Consider the following 15,778-nt stretch of genomic DNA (forward strand, 5'->3'; position numbering starts at 1 on the left):
TTGACGGCAACCTTGAGGACACGCCAATGTAACGATCAGCGGTGCTTGCAGAAATCTTCCGCAAAGTCTTTCGGTCGCCTTTCATCCTTGTTACGTTCACGTCGACCCGGCGCCGCGACGGAGCGGTACGGCAGTTGAAGGAGTTCAGATGCGACGTGGCATAACGGCCACCGCCCTGGTCGCGGCCCTGGCGCTCGCGGCGACCGCCTGCGGCAGCGATGACGAGACCGGCGGCAGCAAGAGCTCGGGCGAGCTCTCCGGCACGGTGACCTGGTGGGACACCTCGAGCGTCGGCACCGAGGACAAGGTCTTCAAGAAGCTCGCCGAGGGCTTCGAGAAGGAGCACCCGAAGGTCGACGTCAAGTACGTCAACGTGCCCTTCGGCGAGGCGCAGAACAAGTTCAAGAACGCGGCGCAGGCCGGTGCGGGAGCCCCCGACGTCATCCGCTCCGAGGTGGCCTGGACCCCCGAGTTCGCCGACCTCGGCTACCTCGCCCCGCTGGACGGCACCGCGGCCCTCAAGGACCAGGACGACTTCCTGGACCAGGCCGCCGCGTCGACCAAGTACAAGGGCAAGACGTACGCCGTCCCGCAGGTGATCGACTCCATGGGCATCTTCTACAACAAGAAGATGTTCGCGGACGCCGGCGTCGAGCCGCCCGCGACGATCGCCGACCTGAAGACCGTCGCCAAGAAGATCAAGGACAAGACCGGCAAGACCGGCCTCTACCTGCGCGGCGACGACTCGTACTACTTCCTCTCCTTCCTCTACGGCGAGGGCGGTGACCTGGTCGACGCGGACTCCAAGACCGTCACCGTGGACGGCGCCGAAGGCGTCAAGGCGTTCAACGTCGTGAAGGACCTCGTCGACTCCGGTACGGCGAAGACCGACGCCACGGACGGCTGGGAGAACATGATGCAGTCGTTCAAGAACGGCGACGTCGCCATGATGATCAACGGTCCCTGGGCCGTGGCCGACACCCTCACCGGCAAGGAGTTCACCGACAAGGCGAACCTCGGCATCTCCACGGTGCCGGCCGGCTCCGCCGCGCAGGGCGCCCCGCAGGGTGGCCACAACCTCGGCGTCTACGCGGGCTCCAAGAACCTCGACGCCTCCTACGCGTTCGTCGAGTACATGACCTCGGTCGAGGCCCAGGCCCAGACCGCCGGTGACCTGAACCTGCTGCCGACCCGCACCTCGGCCTACTCCAAGGCCCAGGCCGTGGACAGCGAGATCGTCCAGTTCTTCAAGCCGGTCGTCGAGACCGCCGTCGAGCGTCCCTGGATCCCCGAGACCGGCAGCCTCTTCGCCCCGCTGAACATCGAGTACACCAAGGTCCTCACCGGCCAGACCACTCCGGAGAAGGCCGCCAAGGCGACCGGTGACTCCTACCGCAAGCTCCTCAAGGGCTGGAAGTAACTCAGGAAGGCAGGCCGACTGATGGCTGTCCACACCAGCCAGTCGGTGGCGAAGGCCGCGGGCGACGACGTCGCCCGCGGCCGGAGCCGCGGTACTGGTAACCCCCCACCACCGAGCAGGCTCCGGCGCGCCCTGTCGGTCCACTGGTACGCCTGGACCATGGTCGCCCCGGTCGTGATCGTGATCGGCGTGATCATCGGCTACCCGCTGGTCCGCGGTATCTGGCTGTCGATGACCGACGCCAACGAGCGCAACGTCGCACGGTCCATCGGCGTCAACGAACTGCCCGCCACCTACGAGTTCGTGGGCGTGGACAACTACGTCGACGCGCTGACCGGCAGTCAGTTCCTCGGCACGCTCGGCTGGACACTGGTGTGGACGGTCGCCTGCGTGGGCATCACGTTCTGCCTGGGCATGGCTCTCGCCAACATCCTCAACCGGCGCATCGCCGGCCGCTCCTTCTACCGCATGGCCCTGATCCTTCCCTGGGCCATCCCCGGCTTCGTCTCGGTCTTCGCCTGGCGCTTCCTCTACAACGAGGACCGCGGGCTGCTCAACAAGATCCTCGGCGGCGCCGGAATCGACGGCATACCGTGGCTGAACGACCCCACCTGGGCCAAGTTCTCCGTCATCGCCGTCAACGTCTGGCTCGGCATCCCGTTCATGATGGTCGCCCTGCTCGGCGGACTCCAGTCGATCCCCTCGGAGCAGTACGAGGCCGCCGAGATGGACGGCGCCACCGCCTGGCAGCGCTTCCGCCACATCACGCTGCCCGGACTGCGCCCGGTGTCCACCACGGTGATCCTGCTCTCCACCATCTGGACCTTCAACATGTTCCCGGTGATCTTCCTGCTGACCCGCGGCGGACCCGGTGAGGCCACCCAGATCCTGGTCACCCAGGCGTACAAATTCTCCTTCGAGATCAGCCCGCGCGACTTCGCGCAGTCCTCCACGTGGGGCGTGCTGATCCTCGTACTCCTGATGCTCTTCGCCGTGGTCTACCGGCGAGTGCTCCGCACGCAGGGAGACAACTGGTGACCACCGCAACCACCGCCCGGCACGGCGCCCCCAAGCCCCGGCTCCGCGGCGACCGCTCGCCGGCCGCGTCCGTGGCCCTGCACCTCACCCTGATCGTCGCCTCGGTGATCGCGGTCTTCCCGGTGCTCTGGGTCCTGCTGACCTCGCTGAAGCCCGCCAAGTTCGCGACGACGACGGACTTCTTCAAAGAGACGACGTTCGAGAACTACACGAACCTGATCAAGGACACCGAGTTCCTGACCTGGTTCGGCAACTCCGTGGTCATCGCGGGGCTCTCCACCGTCATCGGTGTCTTCGTCTCCGCCACCACCGGCTACGCCGTCAGCCGATTCCGCTTCCCCGGCAAGCGCGGCCTGATGTGGACGCTGCTGATCACCCAGATGTTCCCGGTCGCCGTCCTCATCGTGCCGATCTACAACATCATGTCGAACATCGGCCTGCTCAATCAGCCGGCCGGCCTCGTCATCACCTACCTCACCATCTCGGTGCCGTTCTGCGCCTGGATGATGAAGGGCTTCTTCGACACGATCCCGCAGGAGATCGACGAGTCGGGACAGGTCGACGGACTCACCCCGTTCGGCACCTTCTGGCGGCTCATCCTGCCGCTCGCCAAGCCCGGCCTCGCCGTCACCGCCTTCTACTCCTTCATCACCGCCTGGGGCGAAGTGGCGTACGCCTCCGCCTTCATGGTCGGCGACGAGAACCTCACCCTCGCCGGCGGACTGCAGAAGTTCGTCAACCAGTACGGGGCCCAGTGGGGCCCGATGACCGCGGCGTCCGTGCTCATCGCCATCCCGGCCGCACTGGTCTTCCTCTTCGCGCAGAAGCACCTGGTCACCGGCATGTCCGCCGGAGCCGTCAAGGGCTGACGCACCAGTCCCGCACGACCGTACGCAAACGTCACGGCGGCGCCGGATCCCCGACCCGGTCCCGGCGCCGCTCCCCACCCAGACACCCCAGGGACGACATGACCCAGCACCTCGCTGCCCCCTCCACCGGCACGTCCGACGACGCCCCGGGCCACCGCACCGGCTGGTGGCAGGACGCGGTGATCTACCAGGTCTATCCACGGAGCTTCGCCGACGGCAACGGCGACGGCATGGGCGACCTCGCGGGCGTCACCGCGCGGCTCCCCTACCTCCGGGACCTCGGTGTCGACGCCGTCTGGCTCAGCCCCTTCTACGCCTCGCCGCAGGCCGACGCGGGGTACGACGTCGCCGACTACCGGGCCATCGACCCGATGTTCGGCACGCTCCTCGACGCCGACGGGCTGATCCGCGAGGCCCACGGGCTGGGCCTGCGCATCATCGTCGACCTGGTGCCCAACCACTCGTCCGACCAGCACGAGTGGTTCAAGCGCGCCCTCGCCGAGGGCCCCGGCTCCGCCCTGCGCGAGCGCTACCACTTCCGCCCCGGCAAGGGCACCGACGGCGAACTCCCGCCCAACGACTGGGAGTCCATCTTCGGCGGGCCCGCGTGGACCCGCAGCACCGACCCGGACGGCACCCCCGGTGAGTGGTACCTGCACCTCTTCGCGCCCGAGCAGCCCGACTTCAACTGGGAGCACCCGGCGGTCGCCGACGAGTTCCGCTCGATCCTGCGCTTCTGGCTCGACATGGGCGTCGACGGCTTCCGCGTCGACGTCGCCCACGGCCTCGTCAAGGCGGAGGGTCTGCCCGACCTCGGCTCGCACGAACAGCTCAAGCTCCTGGGCAACGATGTCATGCCGTTCTTCGACCAGGACGGTGTGCACGCGATCTACCGCAGCTGGCGCACCATCCTCGACGAGTACCCCGAGAACAAGGGGCCCGAAGGGCCTTCGTCAGAAGGGCGGCGGTGGGCGACGGGCGGGCGGATCCTCGTCGCCGAGGCGTGGACCCCCACCGTCGAGCGCACCGCCAACTACGTGCGCCCCGACGAGATGCACCAGGCGTTCAACTTCCAGTACCTGTCGACCGCCTGGGACGCCGCCGCGCTGCGCGCCGTCATCGACACCTCGCTCGACGCGATGCGCCCGGTGGGCGCCCCCACCACCTGGGTGCTCTCCAACCACGACGTCACCCGGCACACCACCCGCTTCGCCAACCCGCCGGGCCTGGGCACCCAGATCCGTACCCCCGGCGACCCGGAGCTCGGTCTGCGCAGGGCCCGCGCGGCGACCCTGCTGATGCTGGCGCTGCCCGGCTCCGCCTACGTCTACCAGGGCGAGGAGCTCGGCCTCCCGGACGTCACCGACCTGCCCGACGAGGCCCGCCAGGACCCGTCGTACTTCCGCGCCGACGGCCAGGACGGCTTCCGCGACGGCTGCCGGGTGCCGATCCCGTGGACCCGCGAGGGCAGCTCGTACGGCTTCGGTGCCGGCGGCAGCTGGCTGCCGCAGCCCGACAGCTGGGGCGCGCTCTCCGTCGAGGCGCAGGCCGGTGTGGAGGGCTCCACGCTGGAGCTGTACCGCGCCGCGATCGCCGCCCGGCGCGAGCACCCGGGCCTCGGCGCCGGCACGGACGTGCGGTGGCTGGACGCCCCCGAGGGCGTGCTCGCCCTGGGCCGCGACGGCTTCGTCTGCACCGTCAACACGACGGGCGCACCGGTACGCGTCGACGTCCCCGGCACCCTGCTGCTCGCCAGCGCCCCGGTGACCGTCGACGGCGCCACCGTCGAGCTGCCCGCCGACACCACGGTGTGGTGGACGGTGTGACCGTCCCCGCACCCAGGACCGGACCGGCGCTGCGGCTCTCCGACATCGCCGGTCAGGCCGCGGTCAGCGAGGCCACCGTCAGCCGGGTGCTCAACGGCAAGCCGGGCGTCGCGGACACCACGCGTCAGCGGGTGCTCGCGGCGCTCGACATCCTCGGCTACGAACGCCCCGTACGGCTGCGGCAGCGCAGTGCCGGGCTGATCGGACTGGTGACGCCCGAGCTCACCAACCCGATCTTCCCGGCGTTCGCGCAGTCCGTGGAGCAGGTGCTCGCAGGGCACGGCTACACGCCCGTGCTCTGCACCCAGCTGCCCGGCGGCGCCACCGAGGACGAGCTGGTCGAACAGCTCGTCGAGCGTGGCGTCGGCGGGATCGTCTTCCTGTCCGGGCTGCACGCCGACACCTCGGCGGACCCCGCGCGCTACGCCGCGCTCACCGAGCGCGGCGTGCCGTTCGTCCTGATCAACGGTTACAACGAGCGCATCAGCGCTCCGTTCGTCTCGCCCGACGACCAGGCCGCCGTACGCATGGCCGTCAGCCACCTCGCGGAGCTCGGCCACCGGCGGATCGGCCTGGCGATCGGGCCGCAGCGCTATGTGCCCTCCAGGCGCAAGCGCGACGGCTTCGTGGACGCGGCGGTCTCGCTGCTGGACATGGACCGCGACGAGGCCGAACTGCTGGTCTGCTCCACGCTGTTCAGCGTCGAGGGCGGCCAGGTCGCCGCGGGCGCGCTGCTCGACGCGGGCTGCACCGGCATCGTCTGCGGCAGCGACCTGATGGCGCTCGGCGTCGTCAGGGCCGCCCGGGGCAGGGGGTTCGACGTCCCGCGCGACGTCTCCGTCGTCGGCTTCGACGACTCGCAGCTGATCGCCTTCACCGACCCGCCGCTGACCACCGTGCGCCAGCCGGTGCAGGCGATGGCCGCGGCGGCGGTGGGCGCCCTGCTGGAGGAGATAGGGGGCAGCCCCGTGCAGCGTACGGAGTACGTGTTCCAGCCGGAGTTGGTCGTACGGGGATCAACCGCGGCGGTGCGGGGCGCCTGAGGGCGCGCATGAACGGGTGAGGCCGGGTCCGGAGGGGGGACCCGGCCTTTCGCGCACCCGCGTTCCTTCCGGAGGCGCGGGGGAGGCGGTCCGAGTGAACTGGGTCACAGGCTGTCACAGGGTCCGCGCAGGTGGTGTCTTGAGCTCGAACAGCTCGAACCGCTCGAAACGAGGGAGACACCATCATGGTGAAGAACACCGACGTGGTCGTGGTGGGCGGCGGGTACGCCGGCGTCATGGCGGCCAATCGCCTGACGCAGCGCGACGACGTCACCGTGACGCTGGTCAACCCGCGCCCCGCCTTCGTCCACCGGGTCCGACTGCACCAGATGGTGGGCGGTACCGACACCGCTGTCGTCGACTACCAGGACGTGCTGGCGCAGGGGGTGCGGCTGGTGGTCGACAGCGTGACGCGGATCGACGCGGCCGGGCGCGAAGTGGAGCTGGCGAGCGGTGGTGCGGTGGGCTACGACTACCTGGTCTACGCGGTGGGCAGCGGCAGCGCCGACCCGCAGGTGCCCGGTGCGGCCGAGTTCGCCTACCCGATCGCCGGCCTGGAGGAGGCGCAGCGGCTGCTGCCGGTCCTCGACGCCGCGCCCGCACCGGCCCCGGTGACGGTCGTCGGAGCCGGTCCGACAGGCATCGAGACCGCCGCCGAACTGGCGGAACAGGGCCGCGTCGTGACCCTGGTCTGCGGTGGGGTGCTCGGCCCGTACCTGCACCGGCGGGGGCGGCGGTCGGTGGCCGGGCGGCTGGCGGCGCTCGGGGTGACGGTCGTGGAGGGTGCCGACACGAAAGTGACGGCGGTGACGCCTGACGCGGTGCGGCTCGCCGACGGCCGGGAGCTGCCCAGCGCGGTGACCATCTGGACCGTGGGCTTCGGCGTGCCGGACCTGGCCGTCCGCAGTGCGCTGAGCACCGATGCCCTGGGCCGCCTGCTCACGGACGAGACGCTGAGGAGCGTGGACGACGACCGCATCGTCGCGGCCGGGGACTCGGCGGCGCCGTCGGGCCTGCCGCTGCGGATGAGCTGTCAGACGGCGATGCCGCTGGGCGCACGGGCCGCAGACACGGTCCTCAGCCGGCTGGCGGGCGAACAGCCCGAGACCCTCAACCAGTCGTTCGGAGCCCAGTGCATCAGCCTGGGCCGGGGCACCGGCATCTTCCAGTTCGGCAACAGGTCCGACGTCGCGGTGTGGTTCCACATCGACGGTCGCCTCGGCGCGAAGATGAAGGAGACCGTGTGCAAGGGCATCGTGAAGCACCTGGCCGACGAGGCGCACAAGCCCGGTGGGTACAGCCTGCACCGCATGAAGGGGGGCGCCGGACGCCGCGAGGCGCTGGAGGCCGTACGCGCCGAGGCACCGGCCATCGAACGGATTTCCTAGGTCCGGGCCGGCCGAAGGGGAGATGATCCACACATGAGTGCTGATCCCGTCGTCGACCGGGCGACCGAGACCTTCGTCGCCCAGCGCAATCTGCTCTTCACCGTCGCGTACGAGATGCTCGGCTCGGCGGTCGACGCCGAAGACGTCCTCCAGGAGACCTGGCTGCGGTGGGTCGAGGTCGACCTCGACCAGGTGCGCGACCAGCGGGCGTACCTGGTCCGGATCACGACCCGGCAGGCGCTCAACCGGCTGCGCACGATGTCCCGGCGCAAGGAGTCGTACGTGGGCCCCTGGCTGCCGGAGCCGCTGCTGACCACCCCGGACGTGGCCCAGGACGTCGAACTCGCCGAGAGCGTGTCGATGGCGGTGATGCTGGTCCTGGAGACGCTGTCACCGACCGAGCGGGCCGTCTTCGTGCTGCGCGAGGTCTTCGACGTCGGCTACGACGAGATCGCGGCGGCGATAGACAAGACCCCGGCAGCGGTCCGCCAGATCGCGCACCGTGCCCGCCGTCACGTGGACGCCCGGCGCCCACGCACAGTGGTGACCCAGCGCCAGACGCGGGCGGCTGTGGAGTCGTTCGTACGGGCACTGGAGGGCGGGGGCCTTCAGGAACTGCTCGACGTCCTCGCACCGGACGTCGTCTACATGGGCGACGGCGGCGGCGTGAAGCACGCCGCGCTACGGCCGATCGTCGGCGCCGACAAGGTGGCCCGCCTCCTGGCCGGCGGCCTCAGCAGGAACACGATCCCGGTCACCTTCGGCCCCACCATGGTCAACGGCAGCCCGGCGCTCGCGCTCCACCTGGACGGTGAGCTGGACAGCATCCTCGCGGTCCACGTGGAAGACGGCCGCATCGTCGGCCTCTACGTCGTCCGCAACCCGGAGAAGCTGTCCCGCATCGCGTCCGAGACACCGCTCACCCTGCGGTGAATCACCCGTAGTCGATCTGCGGCGCGGGAAATCGGGCGCGGCAGTGGACCTCGTGCCGGCCCGGAGAAACATCAACTCGTCCGAATCCAGAAAGAGATCATTGGCATGGAGATCCTTCGCTATGTGTTCCTCGTCTTCCACCTCTTCGGGTTCGCCGCGCTCCTGGGCGGCGTCTTCTACCAGCTGAGAGGGAAGGACCCGGTGACCGGCGGCTACATGGTGAGCAGCGCGGTCGTCCAGCTGGTCACCGGTGCGGGGCTCATCTGGACCCGGATATCCCAGGACCTGCCGGTGGACAACGCGAAGATGGGGGTGAAACTGGCCCTGGACGTCCTGGTGGCGGTCACCGCGCTGGTCGGCATGCGCAACAAGCGGCCGTGGGCCTTCTTCGCCGTGGCATCGTTCACGGCCGCCGCAGCAGTCGTGGCCGTCGTCTGGAAGTAGCCCCCGCGAACAGCCACGGAGAGGTCAGCGTCGGGAGGCGTACGTCAGGAAGGCCGTCCAGGTGGCGGGGGTGAAGCCGAGGCGGGGGCCGGGGGTGTTCTTGGAGTCGCGGACGTGCACGGCGGCAGGCGAGGCCGCCACCTCGACGCAGTCGTTGCCGCTGCTGCTGTCGCTGTAACTGCTCTTGAACCAGTCCAACTCGCGGGAGTCTTCGGCGGCGGGCTTGTCGATCATGTCTCTCCCAGCACTTGCTCGATGAAGGCGAGCGATTCCCGTGGCGTGAGTGCCTGGGATCGGATCATCCCATAACGGAGCTCAAGGATTCTGAGCTGCTTCGGGTCGGACACAGGACGGCCGTTGAAGGCTCCTGCGGAGCGTCCGACGGCTGTGCCGTCACCGAACTTGAGGATCTCGATGTCACCACCCATGCCTGGATGAGTTTCACAGTCCAGCGGCATCACCTGCAACGAGACGTTGCGCAACGAGCCCAGTTCCAACAGGCGTTCCAGCTGGAGCCGCAACGCCATCCTCCCGCCGATGGGGCGCCGTAGCGAGGCTTCTTCCTGGACGAAACTCAGAGAAGGCGTCGGCTCTCGTTCGAAGATGGAACGTCGTGCGATACGCGCGGACACGCCTCGCTCGACCTCATCCCGTGAGTAGGCGGGCTGACGCGCCTCCAGCAGCACGCGAGCGTGTTGCTCCGTCTGGAGAAGACCGTGGACGGCGTGACTGGAGTAGACGCTGACCTCGACGGCACGGGCTTCCATGCGCGCCAGGTCCCGCACCTTCTTCGGGTACCGGACCTCCGCCATCTCCTTGCCGAACATCGCGAGTTTGCCGCCCGCCCGCAGCACCTCGTCCGCCTTCTCCAGGAACTCCGGTCGGGGAATGCGCCGACCTCCCTCGACCTTGAAGACCAAGTCCTCCCCGTATCCGATCGCGGCCCCGAACTCCCCGGCCCGCATGCCCGCCGTCTCCCGCCATGCCTTGATCTGTCGGCCCACGAACGAGACCAGAGCCGCTCCCGACTCGTCCTCCGGATCGACGTCCCAGCCGGGCTCGTCCGTGCCGCCGTTCTCGTGCCGCGTACCGACCTCATCCACGCTCATCCGTGCCCCACTTCCGACGCGCCCTGCCGTTCCCGAACAACATCCGTCGTCCCCAGCAAGTCACCCGGGACAGCCGGGACAGCGCTGGACAAGGACTGGACAATCACCGTACGTAACCGGCTTGTCCCTCTTCACGGTAAGCAAAAAGGGCCACGCTGAGTGACGTGACCCAAGAAATCACCCGAACCGAACATTCCGCTCCCACGCGGCAGTTCACCGTGCTGCTCTCTCCCACGCGTCGAGGCGCCAGGCTCGCCCGCCTGCTCGCCGCGGCGCACCTGGGGGACTGGGGGCTGCCCGATGAGCCTGCCGCGCACATCGTGGCCGAGCTGGCGGCCAACGCGGCCGTGCACGGGCGTGTGCAGGGGCGGGACTTCCGGCTGAGCCTCGCGGTCCGCCGGGAGGCGCTGCTCCGTATCGAGGTGACCGATACCCGGGGTGACCGGCTGCCTCCCGCGCCCGGAGCCCTCGCCGTGCCCGCCGGTGACGCGGAGACGGGGCGGGGCCTGCTGATCGTCGGGGCGCTCGCGGACCGCTGGGGCGTCGATGTCGGGCCCACTCCGCGCAAGACGGTCTGGGCGGAAGTCGATCTAGCGCCGTGACCACCGGCACCGGGTCGCGGGTGCCCGCGACCCGGTGGGCCGTGACGCGGTGCCTCGCGATGTCTAAAGCCTTTGAAGAACCAGGGAAATGACCCTTCCCCACCCAACCCGCCCCCATGCACGCTTCGTCACTCGCTCGGGTGACATAAGACAACTGAGCTGGATTTGGCAGGTGTTGTCGGGCATATGCTCGCCCCGACCACCGCAGACATGCGACGGCCCCCGACGGGACTGGCATCCCGGTCGAGGGCCTGACCACCGAGGAAGAAGCGCTTCCTGATGGGTACCCAGCAGATTACCGCGCCCCCGTGTGCGCAGCCGGTCACGTCCGGCGTGATCCACCGCAACGTCCGGCACAGCGCGGGCTTCGCCGTCATCGGCAACCACCTGGCACAGCACCGGGGTCTCTCCCTCGTGGCGATCGGCCTGGCCGTGCACATCCAGTCGCTCCCCGCCGGAGCGAAGGTCGGCATCAAGCATCTGGCCGGGCGGTTCCCCGAGAGCGAGACCCGGATCGCCGCCGCTCTGCGGGAGTTGGAGGCGGTGGGCTATCTGCATCGCAGCCGTGTACGCCTTGCCGACGGCCGCATCGTGACGCGCACGGTCTCGTACAACCAGCCGGGCGCGGAGACCGCTGCTGCCCCCGTTGCCCCTCGGCCCCGGGCCGCACGCAGTACGGCGGCGCCCGAGCCGGTTCCCGCCCGCATGCCCGCGCCGCAGACGCAGTGCGCACCAGCCGCGCCGGAACACCAGCCGGAGGTCGTCCCCGTGCCGTCCCCGACGGCCCGTACGGTGCCGCTCCCGCCGCTTCCGCAGCCGCAGGCGCTCACCCCGGAGCTTCAGCGGACGGCCGCCGCGATTCTCGCCGACCTGCGTCGCCACGCGCCGCAACTGGTGCTCTCCGAAAGGGACATCGAGATGCTCGCGCCAGGCGTCGCCACCTGGCTGGAGCGGGACGCCGACCCGGAGACCGTCCGCCGCGCCCTGACCCACGACCTGCCGGTCCCGCTCAAGCACCCGGCCAAGCTCCTGCGGCACCGGATCACGGCGCTCCTGCCGCCTCCGCTCCCCGGCACCCACGAGCTGGCCCCCGTACGCCCCGGAGCGATCGTCATCCCGCTCCAGAACTGTGACCGCTGCGACCGGGCCTTCCGCTCGCGCCACCCCGGCCACTGCCGCGACTGCCGCACCGACCTGCCCACAGCCGCCTGATCCCGAACGGAAACCTATGGTCAGCGCACCGCACGAAGCGATGCACCGCATCTTTCAGGAATACCCCGGCCTCATCTCCCAGCTCTCCGACGTTCTCGGGCTGGCTCTGCCGCCGCTGGTGTCGGCAGAGCCGCTGACCGTCGACCTCACCGAGTCCGAACCGCTCGAACGGCGCGTGGACACGCTCCTGCGCATCGAGACCGAGGGCGACGGTCCCTTCCTCCTCGTCGTCGAAGCCCAGGGGAAGAAGGACCCCGGCAAGAAGGCCAGTTGGCCGTACTACGTCACGTATCTCCACAACAAGTACCGGCTCCCCGTCCTGCTCCTCGTGATCTGCCAGGACCACGCGACCGCCGCGTGGGCGGCCCTGCCCATCACCATCGGCCTGCCCCAGTGCCCGACCGTGACCGCCCGCCCCCTCGTGGCGGGGCCGCACAACATGCCCGTCATCACGAACGTGGCCGAAGCCCGCAAGGACCTGCCTCTCGCCACACTCGCTGCTATCACACACGCTGACAATCCGGACGTCGATGCGATACTGAAGACGATGTCCGTCGCCCTGCGCGACACACCGGAAGCGATCGCTGGACCCGTCGTCGAATTCATCGCACAAGGCCTGGGCAACCGCCCGGCTGCACAACAGTGGAGGAACCTGGTGGCCGTGGATCTCTCCTTCTACACCTCGCCGCTCTCCGAGGAAATCCGTGACGAAGGCCGCGTCGAGGGCCGCGTCGAGGGCCGCGTCGAAGGGCGCCTAGAAGGCCGCGTCGAGAATTGCGCCGAGAATATCCTGCTCATCCTGGGTGTCCGGGGCATCGAGATCACAGACACCACCCGGGACAAGGTCACCACCTGCGATGACCCGGAGCTCCTCCGTCGGTGGCTGGCGAACGCAGCGGTCGTCACCACGTCCGACCAGATCTTCGACGAGGAAGCCCTCACCGATCGGTAACGTCGCGTCCTCCGATGCCGGTTGCCTTGCGCGGCGTACCGGCATCGGCCCGTCGGCATCACAGTGGAGGAACCTGGTGGCCGATCTCTCCTTCTACGTCTCGCCCCTCTCCGAGGAGATCAGGGAAGAGGGCCGCGCCCAAGGTCGCGCCGAGGGCTACGCCGAAGACATCCTGATCGTTCTACGAGTGCGGGGTCTCGACGTCGCCCACACCACCCGGGAGAAGATCACCGCCTGCCGCGACCCGGAACTCCTGCGCCGGTGGCTGCTCCGCTCCGCCCGTGTCACCACCGCCGAAGCCATCTTCAGTGAGCAGCCCCTCGGCCGGTACGTGGCGAGGCGGAGCCCCATGCAGTGAAGGTGCCCGGGGGCGTGCCTCAGCGCGGCACCCCGGCCGCCCTTGCCGGGCGAAGGACCAGATACAGGCAGATCGCAACCGCCAGGCCCACGACGGCCTGGGCGGCGCCCTTCGCGATCGGTGTGCGCCAGCCGTAGTCGGCGGTGTAAGCGGTCCCGGCGTCCTCCGCCGGCCGTACGTCGTCGATCGCGCCCGCAAGGACCGCAGCGAGGGCGGGAAGAGCGCCGTGCGCCCGGACGTTGGTCACAGGTATGAAGATCGGTGAAGCTTCCAGGGCCAGCGGCGTCAGTGCGCGATCGTTACGGCACTACGAGGACGAAGGCTTGATCGTCCCCGGCCGGTTCAGCAACAGGTTCCGCGACTACTGCCGTTCCACCATCGACCGGGTGCTCGTCATCCGCTCGCTGCTGGAGTCCGGGCTGCCCGTGCGGCTGATCAGGGATGCCCTGCCCGGCCTTACCGGCGAATCCGATGCCGGAACCGACGTGGTGTGCGCGGAGTTCCTGGACGAGGTACGGAGCCATCGCGACCGGCTCGCCGCTCGCATCGCCGTCCTCAGTGATCAGCACGCGGCACTCGACGCCTATCTCCGAGAGGCCCGCCGTACGGATCTCTGACCGTCGCTTGACCTTGACACAAGTGTCAGGTGCCTACGGTCGGCGTATGGAGACCGACGAAGAGCAGCACACCGCCGATCGGACCGTACGAGCACTCGTCCAGCAGTCGCACCGGGGGCCCAGGGACCTGACCCTCACCACGAATCATCCCCGCCCCGTCCCGGGTCCCGGCGAGTACCTCATCCGAGTCGGTGCCGCCGGGGTCAACTTCGCGGATGTCATGCAGACCCGAGGGAGTTACGGAGGAGGTCCGGAGGCCCCCTACGTGGCGGGCTTCGAAGCCGCCGGCGAGATCGTGGGTGCCGGCCCGGATGTCGCCGACCCGCTGCGCCCTGGCACCCACGTCGTCGGTGCCGGCCCGGGGGCCTTCGCGCAGTACATGACGCTCCCGGCCGCAGGGGCCCTTCCCGTACCGACCGGATGGAGCGACGCCGAAGCGCTCGGCATGGTCCTGAACTGGGCCACCGCGCTGGCGGCACTGAAACCGCTGGGCGAGATCGAAGCGGGTGAGGTGGTGCTCGTCCACGCTGCGGCGGGAGGAGTGGGACAGGCTGCCGTGCGTCTCGCCCGCCACTACGGTGCGCGGGTGATCGCCACGGCGTCCCCGGCGAAGCACGACACCGTCAGGGCGCTCGGCGCGGACGAGGTCCTGGACGGTCGAAGCCCCGATCTGGCCGAGGAGATCACCCGCCTCACCAGCGGTGTCGATCTCGTTCTGGAATCGGTGGGACAGGCCACGTTCGAGGCGAGCCTGTCGGTCACCAGACCCTTCACCGGGCGAGTCGTCGTGTTCGGCGCCGCCTCCGGCGATGTCACGCTGACCACCCATGATCTGATCTTCACCCATCCGGTACAGATCAAGGGCCTGCACATCGGTGCGCTGGCGGTCGCGGCCCCGTCCTTGTACCGGTCGTTGCTCGACGAGATCGAGGCGCTCATCGCCCTTGGTGTGTACCCGCCCGGTACTCCTCAGGTGCTTCCCCTCGCCGAAGGGCCGACGGTGCTGGAGGAACTCGAAGCGGGCCGCACCCGGGGCAAGCTCGCGCTCGATCCCTGGCGCTAGGGTGCCCGGCCCGGGCTCACCGTTCTCAGGCCCGGTCGAGGGGGCCGGTGCCCGACGAGAAGCGGACAGGTGAGCTGAGTGCCTGGCTGGCCGTCCACGCACCCGCGCGCCTCCGCTCCCAGGGCGCTTCGCCGGAACTGCTCCACTGCGTACGGCTGCTCGGTCTGTCCGGCCCCGCACGCTGGGAGGACCCGCACTGGCCCCGGCCACACCTACTGAGCCGGGCCGCCGTGCGTCAGGGGCGTCCGGCGGGCAAGGGGCGGGCACTCCTCAGGCGAGCTCCTTCAGGGACGGGACGACGACCCCGTACAGGTCGGCGATGGTGGCGAGCGCGCCGAAGTGAACCTGATCGGCAGGAAGTTCGGCCTCGAGGACCGGAAGCGCCCGGGTGGCGCAGGCGTCCGCCACGACCGTGGGGCGGTTGCCGCGCAGGAAGGCGCCCTGGGCGGTGAAGGCCACGCACATGTGCGTCATGAACCCGGCGATGACCAGATCGCTGTTGCCCGCGTCGTCGACATGCCGGCCCAGGTCCGTACCGACGAAGGCGTCCGGCGCCTTCTTCACGATCACCGGCTCACCGTCGGCCGGTGCGACAGCGGCGTGGATCCGGCCGATCTCGGCCCGGATGTCGTACGGGGTGCCCTCGCCGCCGTCGTTGATGACATGGATGACCTTCGCGGCCTCGCGGCGCGCCTGTGCCAGCAGCTCGGCCGCGGCCTCCAGTGCCGCCTGCCAGCCGTCCAGTTCCATCACGCCGGTCGTGTAGGTGTTCTGGTAGTCGACGAGGACCAGGGTCGATGCGGCGAGCTTCGCGGGGGTGTCGTCGAGACCGTTGAGCCGGCGCAGCGTCGTTCTGGGCATGGGGAACCACCTGGGGATCGAGTGTCGGAGGGCAGCTCACCGG

Annotated in this window: 18 protein-coding genes; 14 read left to right on the top strand and 4 right to left on the bottom strand. The window is 69.5% G+C overall.

The annotated features are described in order from the left end of the window. Nucleotides 1-148: 148 nt before the first annotated feature. The 8 genes from AMK10_RS11445 (at nt 149) to AMK10_RS11480 (ending at nt 8,961) form a co-directional block, all read left to right on the top strand. A complete protein-coding gene (locus AMK10_RS11445) occupies nt 149-1,420 on the top strand; it encodes an extracellular solute-binding protein (RefSeq protein WP_073747560.1) in 1,272 nt (423 codons plus the stop codon). 21 nt (nt 1,421-1,441) lie between these two features. Next, nucleotides 1,442-2,458 (top strand): carbohydrate ABC transporter permease, encoded by a 1,017-nt coding sequence (locus AMK10_RS11450; protein ID WP_073747561.1) that lies wholly within the window; start codon nt 1,442-1,444, stop codon nt 2,456-2,458. Then, nucleotides 2,452-3,327: a sugar ABC transporter permease gene (locus AMK10_RS11455; RefSeq protein WP_073748035.1), complete on the top strand. Its 876-nt coding sequence runs from the start codon at nt 2,452-2,454 to the stop codon at nt 3,325-3,327. Before AMK10_RS11450 ends, AMK10_RS11455 begins: the two co-directional genes overlap by 7 nt. A 98-nt stretch (nt 3,328-3,425) precedes the next feature. Continuing rightward, nucleotides 3,426-5,153 (top strand): glycoside hydrolase family 13 protein, encoded by a 1,728-nt coding sequence (locus AMK10_RS11460; protein WP_073747562.1) that lies wholly within the window; start codon nt 3,426-3,428, stop codon nt 5,151-5,153. Further along, nucleotides 5,138-6,196 (top strand): LacI family DNA-binding transcriptional regulator, encoded by a 1,059-nt coding sequence (locus AMK10_RS11465; RefSeq protein ID WP_073747563.1) that lies wholly within the window; start codon nt 5,138-5,140, stop codon nt 6,194-6,196. Before AMK10_RS11460 ends, AMK10_RS11465 begins: the two co-directional genes overlap by 16 nt. A gap of 185 nt (nt 6,197-6,381) precedes the next feature. Further along, on the top strand, nt 6,382-7,584 hold the full coding sequence (locus AMK10_RS11470) for an NAD(P)/FAD-dependent oxidoreductase (protein WP_073747564.1): 1,203 nt from the start codon (nt 6,382-6,384) through the stop codon (nt 7,582-7,584). A 33-nt stretch (nt 7,585-7,617) separates the two neighbouring features. Then, entirely contained in the window at nt 7,618-8,517 is a 900-nt protein-coding gene (locus AMK10_RS11475) for an RNA polymerase sigma-70 factor (protein WP_073747565.1), read from the top strand. A 105-nt stretch (nt 8,518-8,622) separates the two neighbouring features. Further along, nucleotides 8,623-8,961: a hypothetical protein gene (locus AMK10_RS11480; protein WP_073747566.1), complete on the top strand. Its 339-nt coding sequence runs from the start codon at nt 8,623-8,625 to the stop codon at nt 8,959-8,961. A 24-nt stretch (nt 8,962-8,985) separates the two neighbouring features. Here AMK10_RS11480 and AMK10_RS11485 read toward each other — a convergent pair whose 3' ends face one another. Then, nucleotides 8,986-9,195, bottom strand: coding sequence for a DUF397 domain-containing protein (locus AMK10_RS11485; protein ID WP_073747567.1), 210 nt, complete (start codon nt 9,193-9,195; stop codon nt 8,986-8,988). After that, nucleotides 9,192-10,070: a helix-turn-helix domain-containing protein gene (locus AMK10_RS11490; RefSeq protein ID WP_073747568.1), complete on the bottom strand. Its 879-nt coding sequence runs from the start codon at nt 10,068-10,070 to the stop codon at nt 9,192-9,194. The genes AMK10_RS11485 and AMK10_RS11490 overlap by 4 nt, the downstream gene beginning before the upstream one ends. A 164-nt stretch (nt 10,071-10,234) precedes the next feature. Between AMK10_RS11490 and AMK10_RS11495 the strand changes: the two genes are divergently transcribed. From AMK10_RS11495 to AMK10_RS11510, 4 genes are all read left to right on the top strand, one after another. Beyond that, complete coding sequence (locus tag AMK10_RS11495) at nt 10,235-10,672, top strand: ATP-binding protein (protein ID WP_073747569.1); 438 nt, start codon at nt 10,235-10,237, stop codon at nt 10,670-10,672. Between the two features lie 279 nt (nt 10,673-10,951). After that, a complete protein-coding gene (locus AMK10_RS11500) occupies nt 10,952-11,884 on the top strand; it encodes a DNA-binding protein (RefSeq protein WP_073747570.1) in 933 nt (310 codons plus the stop codon). 16 nt (nt 11,885-11,900) lie between these two features. Continuing rightward, nucleotides 11,901-12,836, top strand: coding sequence for a hypothetical protein (locus AMK10_RS11505; protein WP_073747571.1), 936 nt, complete (start codon nt 11,901-11,903; stop codon nt 12,834-12,836). A 76-nt stretch (nt 12,837-12,912) separates the two neighbouring features. Beyond that, the gene (locus AMK10_RS11510; RefSeq protein WP_073747572.1) at nt 12,913-13,194 is read left to right on the top strand and encodes a hypothetical protein; all 282 of its coding nucleotides are present in this window, start codon (nt 12,913-12,915) and stop codon (nt 13,192-13,194) included. Nucleotides 13,195-13,213: 19 nt separating this feature from the next. Here the strand turns inward: AMK10_RS11510 and AMK10_RS37420 are convergent, their stop codons facing one another. Next, nucleotides 13,214-13,441, bottom strand: a complete 228-nt coding sequence (locus tag AMK10_RS37420; RefSeq protein WP_073747573.1) for a hypothetical protein — start codon at nt 13,439-13,441, stop codon at nt 13,214-13,216. A gap of 4 nt (nt 13,442-13,445) precedes the next feature. On the opposite strand from AMK10_RS37420, the gene AMK10_RS11520 reads away from it, so the two are divergent. Together AMK10_RS11520 and AMK10_RS11525 are read left to right on the top strand one after the other, a co-directional pair. Further along, the gene (locus tag AMK10_RS11520; protein ID WP_073747574.1) at nt 13,446-13,811 is read left to right on the top strand and encodes a MerR family transcriptional regulator; all 366 of its coding nucleotides are present in this window, start codon (nt 13,446-13,448) and stop codon (nt 13,809-13,811) included. Nucleotides 13,812-13,857: 46 nt separating this feature from the next. After that, nucleotides 13,858-14,874: an NADPH:quinone oxidoreductase family protein gene (locus AMK10_RS11525; RefSeq protein ID WP_073747575.1), complete on the top strand. Its 1,017-nt coding sequence runs from the start codon at nt 13,858-13,860 to the stop codon at nt 14,872-14,874. Between the two features lie 270 nt (nt 14,875-15,144). Here the strand turns inward: AMK10_RS11525 and AMK10_RS11530 are convergent, their stop codons facing one another. Beyond that, nucleotides 15,145-15,735, bottom strand: coding sequence for an isochorismatase family protein (locus AMK10_RS11530; RefSeq protein ID WP_073747576.1), 591 nt, complete (start codon nt 15,733-15,735; stop codon nt 15,145-15,147). Nucleotides 15,736-15,778 lie beyond the last annotated feature (43 nt).

This window comes from Streptomyces sp. CB02058 (assembly GCF_001905505.1).
Classification (GTDB): Bacteria; Actinomycetota; Actinomycetes; order Streptomycetales; family Streptomycetaceae; genus Streptomyces.